A 14,899-nucleotide genomic window follows, 5' to 3' on the forward strand; every position below is an offset into this window, starting at 1 on the left:
GCCGTGAGCCTTCTGTCGCATCTCCGCCGTCGTCTGGCGGGCTGGTTCGCCGAGGCGGTGCCGGCCGCGACATCCGAGCCGGTCGATCGTCAATCGCCTGGTGACGCGGCGGCGGAAGCCGAGGCCGACGAGACGTGCCGGACATCCATTCGCGACGTGACGCGCGAGCAATTGGGCCTTGCTACTTCAGGTCTTGCCCATTGGTCCTGCCACACGCATTTCTGAGGTCATGATGAACGCCCCCGTGAAGCCCGACGCCTTCCGCATCGGCACTGGCCCCGTGCCGGACCCCGTCCCTCCGATCATCCGCTTCGAGCAGATCGGAAAGACCTATGCCGGCCGTGGCGCGCAAGGATCCGTCGCTGCCCTGTCGGGCATCGATCTCGATGTGCCCAGGGGCGCGATCGTCGGCGTCATCGGCCGCTCCGGCGCTGGCAAGTCGACGCTGATCCGCCTCGTCAACGGGCTGGAGCGGGCCACCTCCGGTCGGCTCCTGATCGAGGGCGAGGACGTCACCGGCCTGACCGAGGCCGGCTGGCGGACCCGCCGGCGCGCCACCGGCATGATCTTCCAGCACTTCAACCTGCTCTCCTCGCGCACCGTCTTCGACAATGTCGCTTTGCCGCTCGAGATCGCCGGCACGCCCAAGCCGGAGATCGAGGAGCGGGTTGCGCGCCTGCTCGATCTGGTCGGCCTTGCCGACAAGCGCGAACGCTATCCGGCCGAACTCTCCGGCGGCCAGAAGCAGCGCGTCGGCATCGCGCGTGCCCTGGCGAGCGAGCCCAAGGTTCTGCTCTGCGACGAGGCGACCTCCGCTCTGGACCCTGAGACCACCAAGTCGATCCTGGCCCTTCTGCAGCAGGTCAATCGCGATCTCGGCATCACCATCCTGCTGATCACCCACGAGATTCCGGTCATCAAGGAGATCTGCGACCGTGTCGCGGTGATCGAGGATGGCAGGATCATCGAGGAGGGCGACGTCTTCTCGGTGCTGACCCGTCCGCAGCACCCGACGACGGCGCGCTTCGTTGAGGCGGTCACCGGCGTCGAACTGCCGGCCTATCTCGCGGGGCGCATCCATGCGCAGGGGCAGCCCGGCGACGACACGGTGATCCGCATCACCTTCACCGGCGAGAACGCCACAGCCCCCGTCATCAGCCGGCTGAGCTCGACCATCGGCGTCGACGTCAACATCCTCGCCGGGCGCATCGACGCCATCGCCGGCCGGCCCTTCGGCAGCCTGCTCGTCTCGGTGCCGACGCGCGAGCCGGAACTCGCCGCCGTGCTCGGCGCGCTCAACAGCCTCGAACTCAAGGCGGAGATCATCGGCCATGTTTCCTGAGATCATCTCCCCCCAGATCGTCGCGCTGATCGCTCAGGCCACGCTCGACACGCTGCAGATGGTCGCGGTCGCGGCGGGACTCGGCACCGTTCTCGGCCTGCCACTAGGCGTCTTCCTCGCCACCAGCAAGCGCGGCGAGCTCTTCGCGGCGCCTGTGACGAACACCGTGCTCGGCACGCTGGTCAACGCGACGCGCTCGACGCCCTTCATCATCCTCGTCGTCGCGATCATCCCCTTCACCCGGTTGATCGCGGGCACCTCGATCGGCACCAACGCCGCGATCGTGCCGCTGACGGTCGCGGCCACCCCCTTCATCGCCAGGCTGATCGAGGGCGCGGTCCGCGAGGTCGATCAGGGCCTGGTCGAGGCGGCCCGCTCGATGGGCGCGACGCCGCTCCAGATCGTCCGCAAGGTGCTGGTGCCCGAGGCGCTGCCGGCGATCGCGCTCGGCCTGACGCTGGCGGTCGTCAGCCTGATCGGCTTCTCCGCCATGGTCGGTGCGGTCGGCGGCGGTGGTCTGGGCGATCTCGGCATCCGCTACGGCTACCAGCGCTTCATGCCCGAGGTCATGGCCGCCGTCGTCGCGGTCCTGATCGTGCTGGTCCAGACCGTCCAGACAATCGGAGACCATCTCGCCCGCCGGCTCAACAAGCGCCTGCGCCACGCCTGAACCGGATCACGTTCACCCACACTCAGCCCTCATCCTGAGGAGCGCTCTGAAAGAGCGCGTCTCGAAGGATGCTCAGGAGGCTCCGGAAATGATCTGGAGCATCCTTCGAGACGCCGCGTACCGCGGCTCCTCAGGATGAGGGCTGGGAATTCTTCTCCAAGAAAAGGAATGCATCCCATGTCCATCATCACCCGCCGCGCCGCGCTTGTCGCCTCCGCCGCCCTGGCGCTGACCCTCTCCATCCCCGCGCTCGCCCAGGCCAACCAGGTCCTCCGCATCGGCGTCTCGCCCGGCCCTCATGCCGAAATCCTCGAGCAGGTGAAGCCGGTCCTGGCCAAGAAGGGCATCGATCTCAAGATCATCGAGTTCTCCGACTATTTCGTGCCCAACCAGGCGCTCGATGCCGGCGAGCTCGAAGCCAATTCCTTCCAGAACCAGCCCTATCTCGACAACCAGGTGAAGGACCGCGGCTTCAAGCTCGTCAACGTCGGGCTGACCGTGAACTTCCCGCTCGGCATCTACTCGTCGAAGTACAAGAGCTGGGCCGATGTGCCGGACGGATCGTCGATCGCGATCCAGAACGACCCGACCAATGGCGGGCGCGCGCTGCTGCTGCTGCAGGACAAGGGCGTGATCAAGCTGAAGGATGGCGTCGGCTTCAAGCCGAGCCCGGCCCACATCGTCGGCAATCCCAAGAAGCTCAAGGTGATCGAGGTCGAGGCGGCTCAGACCCCGCGCACGCTGGCCGATGTCGCCGCCGCCGCGATCAACACCAACTATGCCGTCGATGCCAAGATCGAGCCGACCTCGGCGATTCTGCGCGAGGACCCCAAGGGTCCCTATGTCAACCTGATCGCGGTGCGCGCCGCCGACAAGGACAAGCCCTGGGTCAAGACGCTCGTCGAGGCCTACCACACCCCCGAGGTCAAGGCGTTCATCGCCGAGCGCTTCAAAGGCAACGTGCTCGCCGGCTGGTAGTTCGGTCTCTCTTCCTCCCCACCTGGCCCTCGCGGTCAGGCGACTGCCCCGGATGCGAACAGCGTCCGGGGCTTTTTCTTGCCCTCTCAGAACCGCGCCGTCATTCCGGGCGCAGCGAAGCGGAGACCCGGAATCCATCCTAGAGCAGGACGGTGCCCTATGATGGATTCCGGGTCGGCGCCGCTGCGCGGCTTGTCCGGAATGACGGCGGAGATCGCCGATATCAGTTGGCGATCTTCCCCAGTGCGAAGAACTGCGTCTCGCCGGAGGAATCGTCGACGCCGTCATTGTCGGTAACGACGAAGAGGTTGCCGTCCCTGTCGACCGTCATGCCCTCGACCTTGTCGAGCCCGTAGCCGCCGAGCTTCATCAGGTCGGGCGTCAGGTCGCGCAGCGGTTTCTTCTCGACGGTCGGGATATTGGCGGAGCCGAGGGCGGCGGGCGTCAAACCCTTGATGGAGAAGGTCGCGAGCGTCTTCACCGCCTTGGCGCCGGAAAGGTTGTCGCGCTCGATCACGGCGAAGCTGTCGTTGCCGAGGAAGGTCAGCTCCGAGAGGCCCATCCAGGCGCCCGATGCGGCCGCCGTCAGCGGGTAATGCAATGCGCCCCATGTCTTCGACGCGGGCTTGTAGCTCAGGATCTTGGTCTTGCCCTTGGGATCGTCCTTCCACTCGCGCTGCACGGCGAGCCAGATTGTCTCGTCGGCGCCCGTGCCGGTCACCGCGACCCCCTCGAAGCCGAAGCGGCTGGCCTGCTTCGCCAGTTCCTCGGGCAGCAGGATTTCCTCTTCGACTTCGCCCTTGGCCGAGACGCGCAGCAGGATGTTCTGCGTCGACTTGTCCTTGGCCTCGGGATTGCCCTCCGACGCCAACCAGAAACCCCCGGCAGGGCGGGTGGCGATGCCTTCGACATCGTAAGAGACGGGCTTGCCGTCCTTGCTCAGCGTCGTCTCGCCGATGATCCGCGCCGGCTTCTGTGTCGCATCGATCTCAAGGATGCGCGACGGCGAATAGGCGTTGTCGGTGATGGCATGGAGCCGGCCCGCCACCGTTGTATGTGGCGCAAGGCCCGACAGCGCGCCCCAGCCGATCGGTGCGCCGTCGATTTCGGTCGAGACGATCGTCGGATAGGTGGCGGTAGCCTCGCTGCGCTCATAGATCGTCACGGCCGAACGCGGCCCGCCCTTCTCGCCGAGATCGGCTTCTGAGGCCGAGACGAAGAGATTGCGCTGCGGGATGGCGAGCAAACCTTCCGGCGCGATGCCGGACGGCAGGGCCTGGAGGTAACGCGGTGGTCGGCCCGGACCCTCGTCCTTGTAGACCAGCACGAGCGAAGCGCGCTCCAGCCCGACGAAGATCAGCTTGTCGCTGCCATAAGTGCCGACCTCGATGCCCTCCGGCTCGCTGCCCTTGGCGGCCGAACGGCGCTCGGGGTAGTGGCCGAGCTGCATGGCGATGCGATCGACGGTCGCGCCCGAATCGAACTCGACGGTGCCGTCCTTGCGGAAGATCGTGAAGCCGCGCGAGCCGCCCTTCCAATCGCCCTCATTGGCGGTCACGAAGCGGTCGTTGTCGAGCCAGCGCACAGAATCGGGCTCGCGTGCCACGCCCTTGAGCTCCTCGACCGGCTTGATCTGGCCGTCGCGTGTCTTGTCGATGCCCTTGAGATCGACCGTGCCTGCCGGAAAATGCGCAACCAGCTTGCCCGTCTTCGTATCGACGAGCGCGATGTGGTTGTTCTCCTGGAGGGTGATCACTGCAAGCCCGTCCTGGTTGACGTCGACGAATTCCGGCTCCGGATCGGTCGGCTCCACCGCGGCGATGCCGGTCATGTCGACGACCTGGCGCGAGGCGCAGTCGATGCCGCCGTCCTTGATGCCGATCAGCGTGACATTGCCGGCGGGCAACTGCGGCAGCGCGCCCTTGTTGAGCTTCTCGTCGCGCTCGTTCTCGATCGCGATGACGATCTTGCTCTTGTCCTTGGTCAGCGTCACCGAATCCGGCTGGCCGCCGAGATCGCAGGTCGCGACGACCTGCCTGGTCTTCAGGTCGACGGTCGCGAGGTGGCCGGTCGGCTCCTTGAAGTTGTCGCCGGAGGTGACGACGGCCACGAAGGCCTTGTCGCCGAGGATCGTGACAGAAGTGGACTCGCCGCCGAGTGGGACGAAGCCGGCGGGCTTGGGCGCGTTCGCGGTGGTGATGTCGATGATGCCGAGCGCTTTCTGCTCGGCATCGGTATAGGCCAGCAGCGTCCCGGCCTCGTTGGCGGCGATGATCTCGGCCACGGTCTTCTTCGAGGCGTCGCGGTCGGCCGGCAGGTTCTGCGGCACCGAGAAGGTCGCGATGCGGTTGAACATCGGCTCGGCGAGCGCTGTGCCACCAAGCAGCAGGGAGGCGAGGGCCGCGAGAACGAAGGGGTTGCGCATGGGGCGACCTGTCCGGCTGGAACGTGAAACTGGCAAGCTGATCGGCTAGTGAGCGACGACGACAGTCTCGTGACAGTTTGCCGGCTTTGGCCAAGTTGGGTTGAGCAACTTCGCCCAAGCCAAGAGCCGGCGGTCGCGAGCGCGACGGCCGGATCTCCGGCTCTGCAATCCGACGGCGATCAGAGGCTGGCGGTCACCGCGCCGCCGACACGAACCGAACGCTTCAGGCCGATCACCTCAAGCTCGGTGATCACCGCCACCGCGCCAGCCTGGGCCAGGACGAAGCCGATGCCAAGCCCCGTCGGCGAGAACCAGCCCGCGACCAGGATCGCGATGCTGTCGGCGACCCAGAGCAGGTTGATGCCGATCACGGCGAGGACGGTAAGCCTCGGCAGGGTCGCGCAACTGGAAAGCCAGGTGAGGATGGCGGCGCAGGGCAGGAGCACGACGCCAGCCCCGATCAGGAACGTAGCGGGAAGGCCCAGCGGGCCAGACAGTGGGCCTGCTGCGAAGGCCAGCAGCAGCCCGGTCGCGGCGCAGGCGGCGGCGTCGAGGGCGAGTGCATTGCGCAGGAGGCGGGAGGACTGGATCGTGGACATGGCTTGGTCTCCTCGGGTTCTGGCCCGCTTCGAGGGCCGTGGTCGATGGAGACCATGCTGACGGGATCGGGTCGGCCGGTCGATTAAGCGGGAGGTAATTGAAAACGGCCTCGCACGCCGACTAGGTTTACCCCATGAACCAGCATCACCAGCCCAGCGTCGGCCACCTCATCCGCGACTGGCGGCAATTGCGGCGGCTCAGCCAGCTCGACCTCGCGCTCGAAGCCGAGATCTCGCAGAAGCACCTCTCCTTTGTCGAGAGCGGGCGCTCGCAGCCAAGCCGCGACATGGTCCTGCTGCTGGCCGAGCATCTCGGCGTGCCGCTGCGCGAGCGCAACGCGCTCCTGCTCGCGGCCGGCTATGCGCCGGTCTATCTGGAGCGCGCGCTGGAGGACCCCGGCCTCCAGGCCGCGAAGTCGGCGATCGACCTCGTCCTGAAGGGCCACGAGCCCTATCCGGCGCTGGCCGTCGATCGGCACTGGACCCTGCTCGCGGCCAACGCAGCCGTCGCGCCGCTTTTGAGCCTCGTCGCCGATGCCGAGCTGCTGCGCCCGCCGGTGAACGTGCTGCGGCTGTCGCTGCATCCGGCCGGCCTCGCCCCGGTCATCGTCAATCTGGAGGAATGGGGTTCACATCTGATCGCGCGCCTGCGCCAGCAGATCAGGGCCACCGCCGATCCGGTGCTGGCGGAGCTTCTGGCCGAGCTTCTGTCCTATGGCACCCCGAGCCCGCCAGTGCGGAAAGGGCAGGCACATCAGGTCGATGTCGAGCCGGCCATTGTGGTGCCGCTGCGTCTGCGCGTCGGCGATATCACGCTGTCCTTCATCTCGACGACGACGGTGTTCGGCACGCCGGTCGATATCACCCTGTCGGAGCTGGCACTGGAGACGTTCTTCCCGGCCGATGCGGCCACCGCCCAGGCGCTGCATGCCATGGCGCCGGCCTCTTCAGAGATCTCAGGCCAGGTGAGGTAGGGGCCGAAATTTCTTTGGAACCTTCCGTCCAGCCGCTGGTTTTCTCGTCGCAAGCCGCAGGGGCGGCACAGAAATTCACGAGAAGGATCAAGATGATGGGTAGCACCATGGACAAGGTCAAGGGCATGGCCAACGAGGCCACCGGCAACGTCAAGCAGGCCGCCGGCAAGGCGATGAACAAGCCCGAGCTCGAGGCCGAGGGCTTCGCTCAGGAGCGCAAGGGCGAGGCCCAGCAGGCGCTCGGCAAGGGCAAGGAAGCCATCAAGAAAGTGGTCGACAAGGCCTGATCACGATCAGAGCCTGACCAAGAACGGGCCGCCGAGAGGCGGCCCGTTTTTTTGTGTGCGATCAAGCCGACTTTCAATCCGCGCGGTCGTCCCGGGCGCAGCGTAGCGGAGACCCGGGATGACGCTGAGGCTTTGCGGCCAGCGGCGGAGCCTCTCAGGCCGCGCCGCCGATGCCGCCGAGAAAATCCTTCACGCGTCCGAAAAAGCCGGCGGCCTCCGGGTGCGTCGCGCCCGAGCTTTCGCGCTCGAACTCCTGCAGCAGCTCGCGCTGGCGCGGCGTCAGCTTCTGCGGCGTCTCGATCACGACCTGGATGTAGAGGTCGCCGACCTCGCGCGAGCGCAGCACGCTCATGCCCTTGCCCTTGAGCCGGAACTGCTTGCCAGTCTGCGTGCCCTCGGGGACCTTCACCCGGGCCTGCTCGCCGGTCAGCGTCGGCACCTCGATCTCGCCGCCGAGCGCAGCCGATGTCAGGCCGAGCGGCACGCGGCAGAACAGATCGGCCCCGTCGCGCTGGAAGATCGCGTGCGGCTTGATCGAGAGGAAGATGTAGAGATCGCCGGCTGGCCCGCCGCGCAGGCCGGCCTCGCCCTCGCCGGCAAGCCTGATGCGGGTGCCGTCCTCGACGCCCGCCGGGATGTTGACTGAGAGCGTGCGCTCGCGGGTGACGCGGCCGGCGCCCTGGCAGTTCTTGCAGGGGTCGTCGATGATCTCGCCGCGGCCCGAGCAGGTCGGGCAGGTGCGCTCGACCGAGAAGAAGCCCTGATTGGCGCGGACCCGACCATGGCCGCCGCAGGTCGGGCATTGCCGCGACTTCGAGCCGGGCTTGGCGCCGCTGCCGGAGCAGACCTCGCAGGCGATCGAGGTCGGCACGCGGATCGAGGCGTTCTTGCCCGCGAAGGCGTCCTCCAACCCAATCTCAAGATTGTAGCGCAGATCGGCGCCGCGCTCGCGGCCGTTCGCTGCGCGTGGCCCGCCGCGTCCGCCGCGCTCGCCGAAGAAGGAATCGAAGATGTCCGACATGAAGTCGGAAAATTCCGGACCCTGCTGGCCGCCGCCCTGCTCGAAGGCCTGGTGGCCGTAGCGGTCATAGGCGCCGCGCTTCTGGCCGTCCGACAGGACCTGATAGGCCTCGTTCAGCTCCTTGAACTTCGCCTCGGCCGCGGTGTCGCCGGGGTGCCGGTCGGGGTGGCAGCCCATGGCGAGCTTGCGGAAGGCGCTTTTCAGCTCCGCCTCGCTCGCGGCCTTCGAGACGCCGAGGATTTCGTAATAGTCGCGCTTGGACATCAAACAGCGGCCCCTTCGTTCCTCGTCGCATGCGGGCCGGCTGGCACCGGTCACTTCATGCGGAAGAACGAGAATGTTTCGTCACGACGCATTCCCGTAACGAGATGGCCGGGTCAAGCCCGGCCATCTCTTCGTTCTGGACGAAACGACGTCGTCGTGGACGAAGAGCGCGCTCAGGCGCTCTTCTTCTTGTCACCCTTGTCGTCGCTGACATCCTTGAAGTCGGCGTCGATGACGTCGTCCTTCTTGGCCTCCGCGGCGGGCTCGCCCTCATCGGTCGCGCCTTCGGCCTGGCTGGCGGCATACATCGCCTCGCCGAGCTTCATCGAGGCCTGCATCACATCCGTGGTGCGCGAGGTGATCATCTCGGCATTGTCCTCGGCCAGCGCGGCCTTCAGCGCCTCGAGAGCGGTCTCGATCGCCGCCTTGTCGGCGGCGGAGACCTTGTCGCCATAGTCCTTCAGCGACTTCTCGGTCGAGTGGACCAGGCTTTCGCCCTGATTCCTGGCCTCGACCAGCTCGCGGCGCTTCTTGTCCTCGGCGGCGTTGGCTTCCGCGTCCTTGACCATCTTCTGGATGTCGGCATCAGAGAGACCACCCGAGGCCTGGATGCGGATCTGCTGCTCCTTGTTGGTGGCCTTGTCCTTCGCCGTCACCGAGACGATGCCGTTGGCGTCGATGTCGAAGGTCACCTCGATCTGCGGCATGCCGCGCGGAGACGGCGGGATGCCCATCAGGTCGAACTGGCCGAGCATCTTGTTGTCGGCGGCCATCTCGCGCTCGCCCTGGAAGACCCGGATCGTCACCGCACCCTGGTTATCCTCGGCGGTGGAGAAGACCTGGCTCTTCTTGGTCGGGATCGTGGTGTTGCGGTCAATAAGACGCGTAAAGACGCCTCCCAGCGTCTCGATGCCGAGCGAGAGCGGGGTCACGTCGAGCAGCAGCACGTCCTTGACGTCGCCCTGCAGTACGCCGGCCTGGATCGCGGCGCCGATGGCGACGACCTCGTCCGGGTTGACGCCCTTATGCGGCTCCTTGCCGAAGAACTGCTTCACGACCTCCTGCACCTTCGGCATGCGGGTCATGCCGCCGACGAGAACGACCTCGTCGATCTGGCCTGCCGACAGGCCGGCATCCTTGAGCGCCTTGCGGCAGGGCTCGATGGTGCGCTGGACGAGATCGTCGACCAGGCTTTCGAACTTGGCGCGAGAGAGCTTGATGGCGAGGTGCTTGGGACCCGAGGCATCGGCCGTGATGTAGGGCAGGTTGATCTCGGTCTGGGCCGTGGTCGAAAGCTCGATCTTGGCCTTCTCGGCAGCTTCCTTCAGGCGCTGGAGGGCGAGCTTGTCCTTCTTGAGGTCGATGCCCTGCTCGCGCTTGAACTCGTCGGCGAGATACTCGACCAGGCGCATGTCGAAATCCTCGCCGCCGAGGAAGGTGTCGCCATTGGTCGACTTCACCTCGAAGACGCCATCACCGATCTCGAGAATCGAGACGTCGAAGGTGCCGCCACCGAGGTCGTAGACCGCGATCGTGCCGGCCTGCTTCTTGTCGAGTCCATAGGCGAGAGCGGCCGCCGTCGGCTCGTTGATGATGCGCAGGACCTCGAGGCCGGCGATGCGGCCGGCATCCTTGGTCGCCTGGCGCTGTGCGTCGTTGAAATAGGCCGGGACCGTGATGACAGCCTGGGTGACCGACTGGCCGAGATAGGCCTCCGCGGTCTCCTTCATCTTGGTCAGCGTGAAGGCCGAGATCTGCGAGGGCGAGTAGTCCTTGCCGTCGGCTTCGACCCAGGCATCGCCGGCCGAGGCCTTCTTGATCTTGTAGGGGACGAGATGCATGTCCTTCTGCGTCATCGGATCGTCGAAGGTCCGGCCGATCAGGCGCTTGATCGCGAAGAAGGTGCGCTCGGGATTGGTGACGGCCTGGCGCTTGGCCGGCTGGCCGACGAGGCGCTCGCCATCGTCGGTGATGGCGACGATCGACGGCGTGGTGCGCGCGCCTTCCGAATTCTCGATGACTTTAGGCGTCGAGCCTTCCATGACCGCGACGCAGGAATTGGTCGTGCCGAGGTCGATACCGATAACTTTACCCATGGAGGGGATCCCTTTTAAATTGAGCAGATCGCCGGAATGCGGCGCTGGGCGCCACCTGCCGGCCCATGGACCGGTTCGCCCCCACCTGTCGCGGCGAACGAAACCGGCATTCCACGTTTGACGGTCGTGAAACCGCCCCTTGGCGGCGTATATAGTGAGGGTGTTCCCGCCCTTGCAAGACAGGCGAGCCGATTAAGAACCGCAGGCCGCTCAGGTTTTCCGTGTCACGGTCGTTGCTCGCGCATTGCGAGGGAGTGTTGCGGATGTGCTCTTGCGCGCCAGCCCGCGCCATTTCATGCAAAAGCAGCTGTTACAGTTCAAAACTGGACGCTTCGTGACCAGACCGACGCATCTTGCCTTCCGCCTTGCAGTGCTGGCTCTCGCCGGCTGGTCGCAGCCCGTGCTCGCACAGCCGCTGCAACTGCCTGGTGCGCAGCCCTTCAATGCGCCGGGCACGCAGCAGGCCGCGCCGCCCTCCGCTGGCGGGCCCGCCGTGCCGCGCCCGCCTTCCATGCCGGCGATCAAGGTCGCGGGCGAGGATGCGATCATCGGGCGTCCGCTCCGGCACAATGGCGGTCCCGGCGAGGCCGTCTTCGAGAAGACCGCGACGGGCTTCGGGCTGAAGCTCACCATCAACGGTTTCCAGGCGAGCAATCTCGTCGAGCCCTGCGCCGTCTCCTTCGGCGAGACGCCGCTTCCGGTTGCGTCGCTGGGGCGTCCAGCCGGGGTGCCGCGTTACCGGCTGGAGGCTCCAATCTGCCCGATCGTCTTCGACGTGCTGGACGGTGCCTTCCTCGTGGTCGAGCCTGCCCAGCCCTGCGTCGTCGAGGCCGCGGCCTGCCGGATCGATCCGCGCGGCCTGTGGGGACCCGACGCCCGCACGCTGCCGGCGCGCGCCAAGGAGATCGAGGCGGCACGCGGCGTCGCCGAGCGGGCCGTGCGCGAGGGCTATCGGACGCTGACCGCCAAGGCGGATGCGGTCGACCAGCGCGCGATCGCGCGCGAGCAGGCCGGCTTTTCCGCCGAGCGCGAACTGATCTGCCGCTCCTTCCAGCGTGAGGGGCAGTTCGGCTTCTGCGGCGCGCGCCTGACCGAGGCCCGCGCCGCTTCGATCCGTGCCCGTCTCGGCATCTCCAGCGAGCCGGCGAAGCCCGCCGCCAAGCCGAGGCCGCGTCCGGCAGCTCCCCAGCCTGGCTCGGGGCCATTGCCGCTGACGACGCAATAGGCGCTGCCCGAGGATCGCCGATATCCGCGGGTAGATGATGCTTCTCCCTCACTGCCTTGTCATTGGCGTCATCCGTCGCGATGAGGCATCTGGAAGGGGGCACGCGGCTTCGAAAGGACGACGCAAGGCATGGCTCCGGCATCACGCAACGGCTTCCTGCGCAAGGCCGGACTGGCGCTCGCGCTGCTGGCGTCGGGTCTTTTGGCGTCTGGCCTTGCCGTCGCGGCCGAATCCGCTGCCGTCGCCACCCCGCGCGTTACAGCGACGTTGCTGTCGAGCCGCGATGCGGTCGCTCCCGGCGAGCGCTTCCAGCTCGCTCTCGTCCAGAAAATCGCACCGGGCTGGCACACCTATTGGCAGAATCCGGGTGATTCCGGCGAGGCGACGCGCATCGAATGGAACCTGTCGCAAGGCGCCACCGTGGGCGAGATCCAGTGGCCGGCGCCGCATGCGATCCCCGTCGAACCGCTGGTGAATTTCGGCTTCGAGGGCACATTGCTGCTGCCAGTCGAGATCGCGGTGCCGCGGGATGCCAAGCCCGGCGACCGCCTGACGCTCAAGGCCAATGCCACCTGGCTGGTGTGCGAGAAGATCTGCATTCCCGAAGAAGGTGCCTTCACCCTCGATCTCCCGATCGAGGCCGCCGCTGTCGTCGATGACGCCGCGCAGTCGCGTATCGAGGCCGCGCGCGCTGCGCTTCCGGTCCCGGCCAGCTTCAAAGGCAAGCTCACGGCCGATGGCGAAGCGCTCGCTTTGGCGCTGCCCGGGCTTGCCAGCTCACCGAGTGAGCTGCGCTTCTTCCCGCTCTCCGACACGCTGATCGACCATGCCGCCAGGCAGGATGCGTCGTTCGGCCCCGATGGAACGGTGCTGCGGCTCACTCGTTCGGGCGCTTTCAAGATCACGGGCGGCGAGGTCGCCGGCGTCCTGACCTTCAAGGAGGGCGGGTTTGCCCGCTCGCTCAGCCTCGCTGCCACGGCCGATCCCGCGTTGGTGACGAGCGCTGCTGGTTCGTCCGACGCGTCGCGTCCCGCGGTGGTGCGGATCCCGCTGCCGGTCGAGGGTGCCGATCTCACGCTCTGGGCCGCGCTGGTGTTCGCTTTCGCTGGCGGGCTGATCCTCAACCTGATGCCCTGCGTGCTACCGGTGCTCTTCATCAAGGCGCTCGGCTTCGCGCAGTTGGCGCGAGCCAGCCGCGCGGAGGTTCGCGAACAGGGGCTGCTTTTCCTCGCGGGCGTGGTCGTGACCTTCATGGCGCTGGCCGGCATGGTCATGGCCTTCGCCGCGCTCGGCTCCAGCGTCGGCTGGGGCTTCCAGCTGCAATCGCCGCCGCTCGTCATCGCGCTGGCGGTGGTGATGACGCTGATCGGCCTCAACCTGCTCGGCGCCTTCGAGATCGGCACCTCCGCTGCAGGCGTCGGCCAAGGCTTGGCCAGCCGGGGCGGACGGCTGGGCGCCTTCATGACCGGGGCATTGGCCGTCGTCGTGGCGACGCCCTGCACGGCGCCCTTCATGGGCGCGGCCGTCGGCTATGCGGTGACGCAGCCGCCGGTTCTGGGGCTTGCCGTGTTCATGGCGCTGGCGCTCGGTTTTGCGCTGCCTGTGGTCGCGCTGTCATTCGCGCCTGGCCTTCTGCGCCTGCTGCCGAAGCCCGGGCGCTGGATGCTGATCCTGAAGCAGGCTTTTGCCTTCCCGATGTTCGCCACGGCGATCTGGCTGATCTGGGTCGCCTCGGTTCAGGCCGGTCCCGGCGGCGTGCTGGCCGCGCTCGTCGCCGTGCTGGCGGCCGGCTTCGTCGTCTGGCTTGTCGGCGTCACGCGCGATGCGGGCCGGGGCCGGATCGCCTCCTCGGCGCCGGCCGTCCTCGTGCTGTTCGCGGCCGGCTGGTTCGTGGTCCAGAGCGCCGTGCCCGAAGCGACAACCGAAGCCCGCGCGGGCGACATCCAGGCCTGGACGCCCGAGCGCGTCGCCGCACTGCAGGCGGAAGGGCGGCCTGTGTTCGTCAACTTCACCGCCGCCTGGTGCATCACCTGCCTGGCCAATGAGCGCGTCGCGCTGTCGCGCCAGGAGGTCAAGGACGCCTTTTCCGAGCTGAAGGTCGTCTATCTCAAGGCCGACTGGACCAACCGCAACAGCCAGATCGCCCAGGCGCTGGCCGAGCAGGGCCGGGCCGGTGTGCCACTTTACCTGTTCTATCCCGGCAGCAAGGGCGCCCAGGCCGAGGTCTTGCCGCAACTGCTCACGCCGGACATGATCGTCACCGCAGCCCGGCGCGCCGCCGGCAAGGAGATGAAGACCGCCGCCCGCTGACAAGTTTCATCCATGAAGCCCCGCTTGAACCCCGAAGACAGGAGACAGTCATGAAAGCCCATCTGACCCGCCAGACTTTCATCGCTGGCCTTGCCCTCGCCGGCCTTTCATTCGGTGCCACGGCCGCGCTCGCCGAGGCCGCAGCCAAGGTCGGCGCGCCCGCACCCGTCTTCCAGGCGGTGGATGCCGACGGCAAGACCCGCAGCCTCTCCGAATTCGCCGGCAAGACCGTGATCCTCGAATGGACCAATGCCGACTGCCCCTATGTCCGCAAGCACTACAACAGCGCCACGATGCAGACGTTGCAGAAGGACATGACCAAGGACGGCGTCGTCTGGCTGTCGGTCGTGTCCTCGCCGGTCGGCGAGCAGGGCCATGTCGAGGGTCCGCAGGCCAAGGAACTCACCGTGAAGCGCGACGCGGCGCCGACGGCCGTGCTGCTCGACCCCAACAGCAAGGTCGCCCGCGCCTATGGCGCGACCACCACGCCGCATATGTACATCATCGATCCCAAGGGCACGCTGGCCTATATGGGTGCGATCGACGACAAGCCGTCCTCCAGCGCTGCCAGCCTCACCGGCGCCAAGAGCTATGTCCGGCAGGCGATGGCCGAGCTGAAGGCCGGCAAGCCGGTCTCCGAGGCCGCGACGAAGTCGTATGGCTGCGCGGTGAAATACGCGCCGGTCTCGTAACGGCCGAGCGGCTCGG

General features: G+C 67.0%; 13 protein-coding genes. 9 read left to right on the top strand and 4 right to left on the bottom strand.

All coding sequences use genetic code 11. The annotated features are described in order from the left end of the window. Positions 1-3 precede the first annotated feature (3 nt). From AC1DYU_RS19170 to AC1DYU_RS19185, 4 genes are all read left to right on the top strand, one after another. A complete protein-coding gene (locus AC1DYU_RS19170) occupies positions 4-225 on the top strand; it encodes a hypothetical protein (RefSeq protein WP_476793008.1) in 222 nt (73 codons plus the stop codon). Between the two features lie 7 nt (positions 226-232). Beyond that, on the top strand, positions 233-1,342 hold the full coding sequence (locus AC1DYU_RS19175) for a methionine ABC transporter ATP-binding protein (protein WP_476793009.1): 1,110 nt from the start codon (positions 233-235) through the stop codon (positions 1,340-1,342). Beyond that, positions 1,332-2,012, top strand: a complete 681-nt coding sequence (locus AC1DYU_RS19180) for a methionine ABC transporter permease (protein ID WP_476793010.1) — start codon at positions 1,332-1,334, stop codon at positions 2,010-2,012. Before AC1DYU_RS19175 ends, AC1DYU_RS19180 begins: the two co-directional genes overlap by 11 nt. Positions 2,013-2,189: 177 nt before the next feature. Further along, a complete protein-coding gene (locus tag AC1DYU_RS19185) occupies positions 2,190-2,990 on the top strand; it encodes a MetQ/NlpA family ABC transporter substrate-binding protein (RefSeq protein WP_476793011.1) in 801 nt (266 codons plus the stop codon). A gap of 223 nt (positions 2,991-3,213) precedes the next feature. Here AC1DYU_RS19185 and AC1DYU_RS19190 read toward each other — a convergent pair whose 3' ends face one another. Both AC1DYU_RS19190 and AC1DYU_RS19195 read right to left on the bottom strand, forming a co-directional pair. After that, positions 3,214-5,415 carry an esterase-like activity of phytase family protein gene (locus AC1DYU_RS19190; protein WP_476793012.1) on the bottom strand — a complete coding sequence of 734 codons (2,202 nt, stop codon included), beginning with the start codon at positions 5,413-5,415 and terminating at the stop codon, positions 3,214-3,216. 179 nt (positions 5,416-5,594) lie between these two features. Continuing rightward, positions 5,595-6,014: a hypothetical protein gene (locus AC1DYU_RS19195; protein WP_476793013.1), complete on the bottom strand. Its 420-nt coding sequence runs from the start codon at positions 6,012-6,014 to the stop codon at positions 5,595-5,597. Between the two features lie 134 nt (positions 6,015-6,148). On the opposite strand from AC1DYU_RS19195, the gene AC1DYU_RS19200 reads away from it, so the two are divergent. Together AC1DYU_RS19200 and AC1DYU_RS19205 are read left to right on the top strand one after the other, a co-directional pair. Further along, complete coding sequence (locus AC1DYU_RS19200; protein ID WP_476793014.1) at positions 6,149-6,988, top strand: helix-turn-helix domain-containing protein; 840 nt, start codon at positions 6,149-6,151, stop codon at positions 6,986-6,988. A gap of 95 nt (positions 6,989-7,083) precedes the next feature. Next, the gene (locus AC1DYU_RS19205) at positions 7,084-7,275 is read left to right on the top strand and encodes a CsbD family protein (protein WP_158485853.1); all 192 of its coding nucleotides are present in this window, start codon (positions 7,084-7,086) and stop codon (positions 7,273-7,275) included. A 154-nt stretch (positions 7,276-7,429) separates the two neighbouring features. Here the strand turns inward: AC1DYU_RS19205 and dnaJ are convergent, their stop codons facing one another. Both dnaJ and dnaK read right to left on the bottom strand, forming a co-directional pair. After that, a complete protein-coding gene (gene dnaJ / locus AC1DYU_RS19210; RefSeq protein ID WP_476793015.1) occupies positions 7,430-8,560 on the bottom strand; it encodes a molecular chaperone DnaJ in 1,131 nt (376 codons plus the stop codon). A gap of 173 nt (positions 8,561-8,733) precedes the next feature. After that, positions 8,734-10,656: a molecular chaperone DnaK gene (gene dnaK / locus AC1DYU_RS19215; protein WP_476793016.1), complete on the bottom strand. Its 1,923-nt coding sequence runs from the start codon at positions 10,654-10,656 to the stop codon at positions 8,734-8,736. A gap of 334 nt (positions 10,657-10,990) precedes the next feature. On the opposite strand from dnaK, the gene AC1DYU_RS19220 reads away from it, so the two are divergent. The 3 genes from AC1DYU_RS19220 to AC1DYU_RS19230 all read left to right on the top strand — a co-directional run bounded on the left by AC1DYU_RS19220 (position 10,991) and on the right by AC1DYU_RS19230 (position 14,883). Continuing rightward, on the top strand, positions 10,991-11,881 hold the full coding sequence (locus tag AC1DYU_RS19220) for a hypothetical protein (protein WP_476793017.1): 891 nt from the start codon (positions 10,991-10,993) through the stop codon (positions 11,879-11,881). Positions 11,882-12,010: 129 nt separating this feature from the next. Next, a complete protein-coding gene (locus tag AC1DYU_RS19225) occupies positions 12,011-14,191 on the top strand; it encodes a protein-disulfide reductase DsbD family protein (RefSeq protein ID WP_476793018.1) in 2,181 nt (726 codons plus the stop codon). Between the two features lie 50 nt (positions 14,192-14,241). Next, a complete protein-coding gene (locus tag AC1DYU_RS19230; protein WP_476793019.1) occupies positions 14,242-14,883 on the top strand; it encodes a thioredoxin family protein in 642 nt (213 codons plus the stop codon). The last annotated feature ends 16 nt before the right edge of the window (positions 14,884-14,899 follow it).

The sequence above is a fragment of the Allobosea sp. P2_B12 genome (assembly GCF_056404835.1).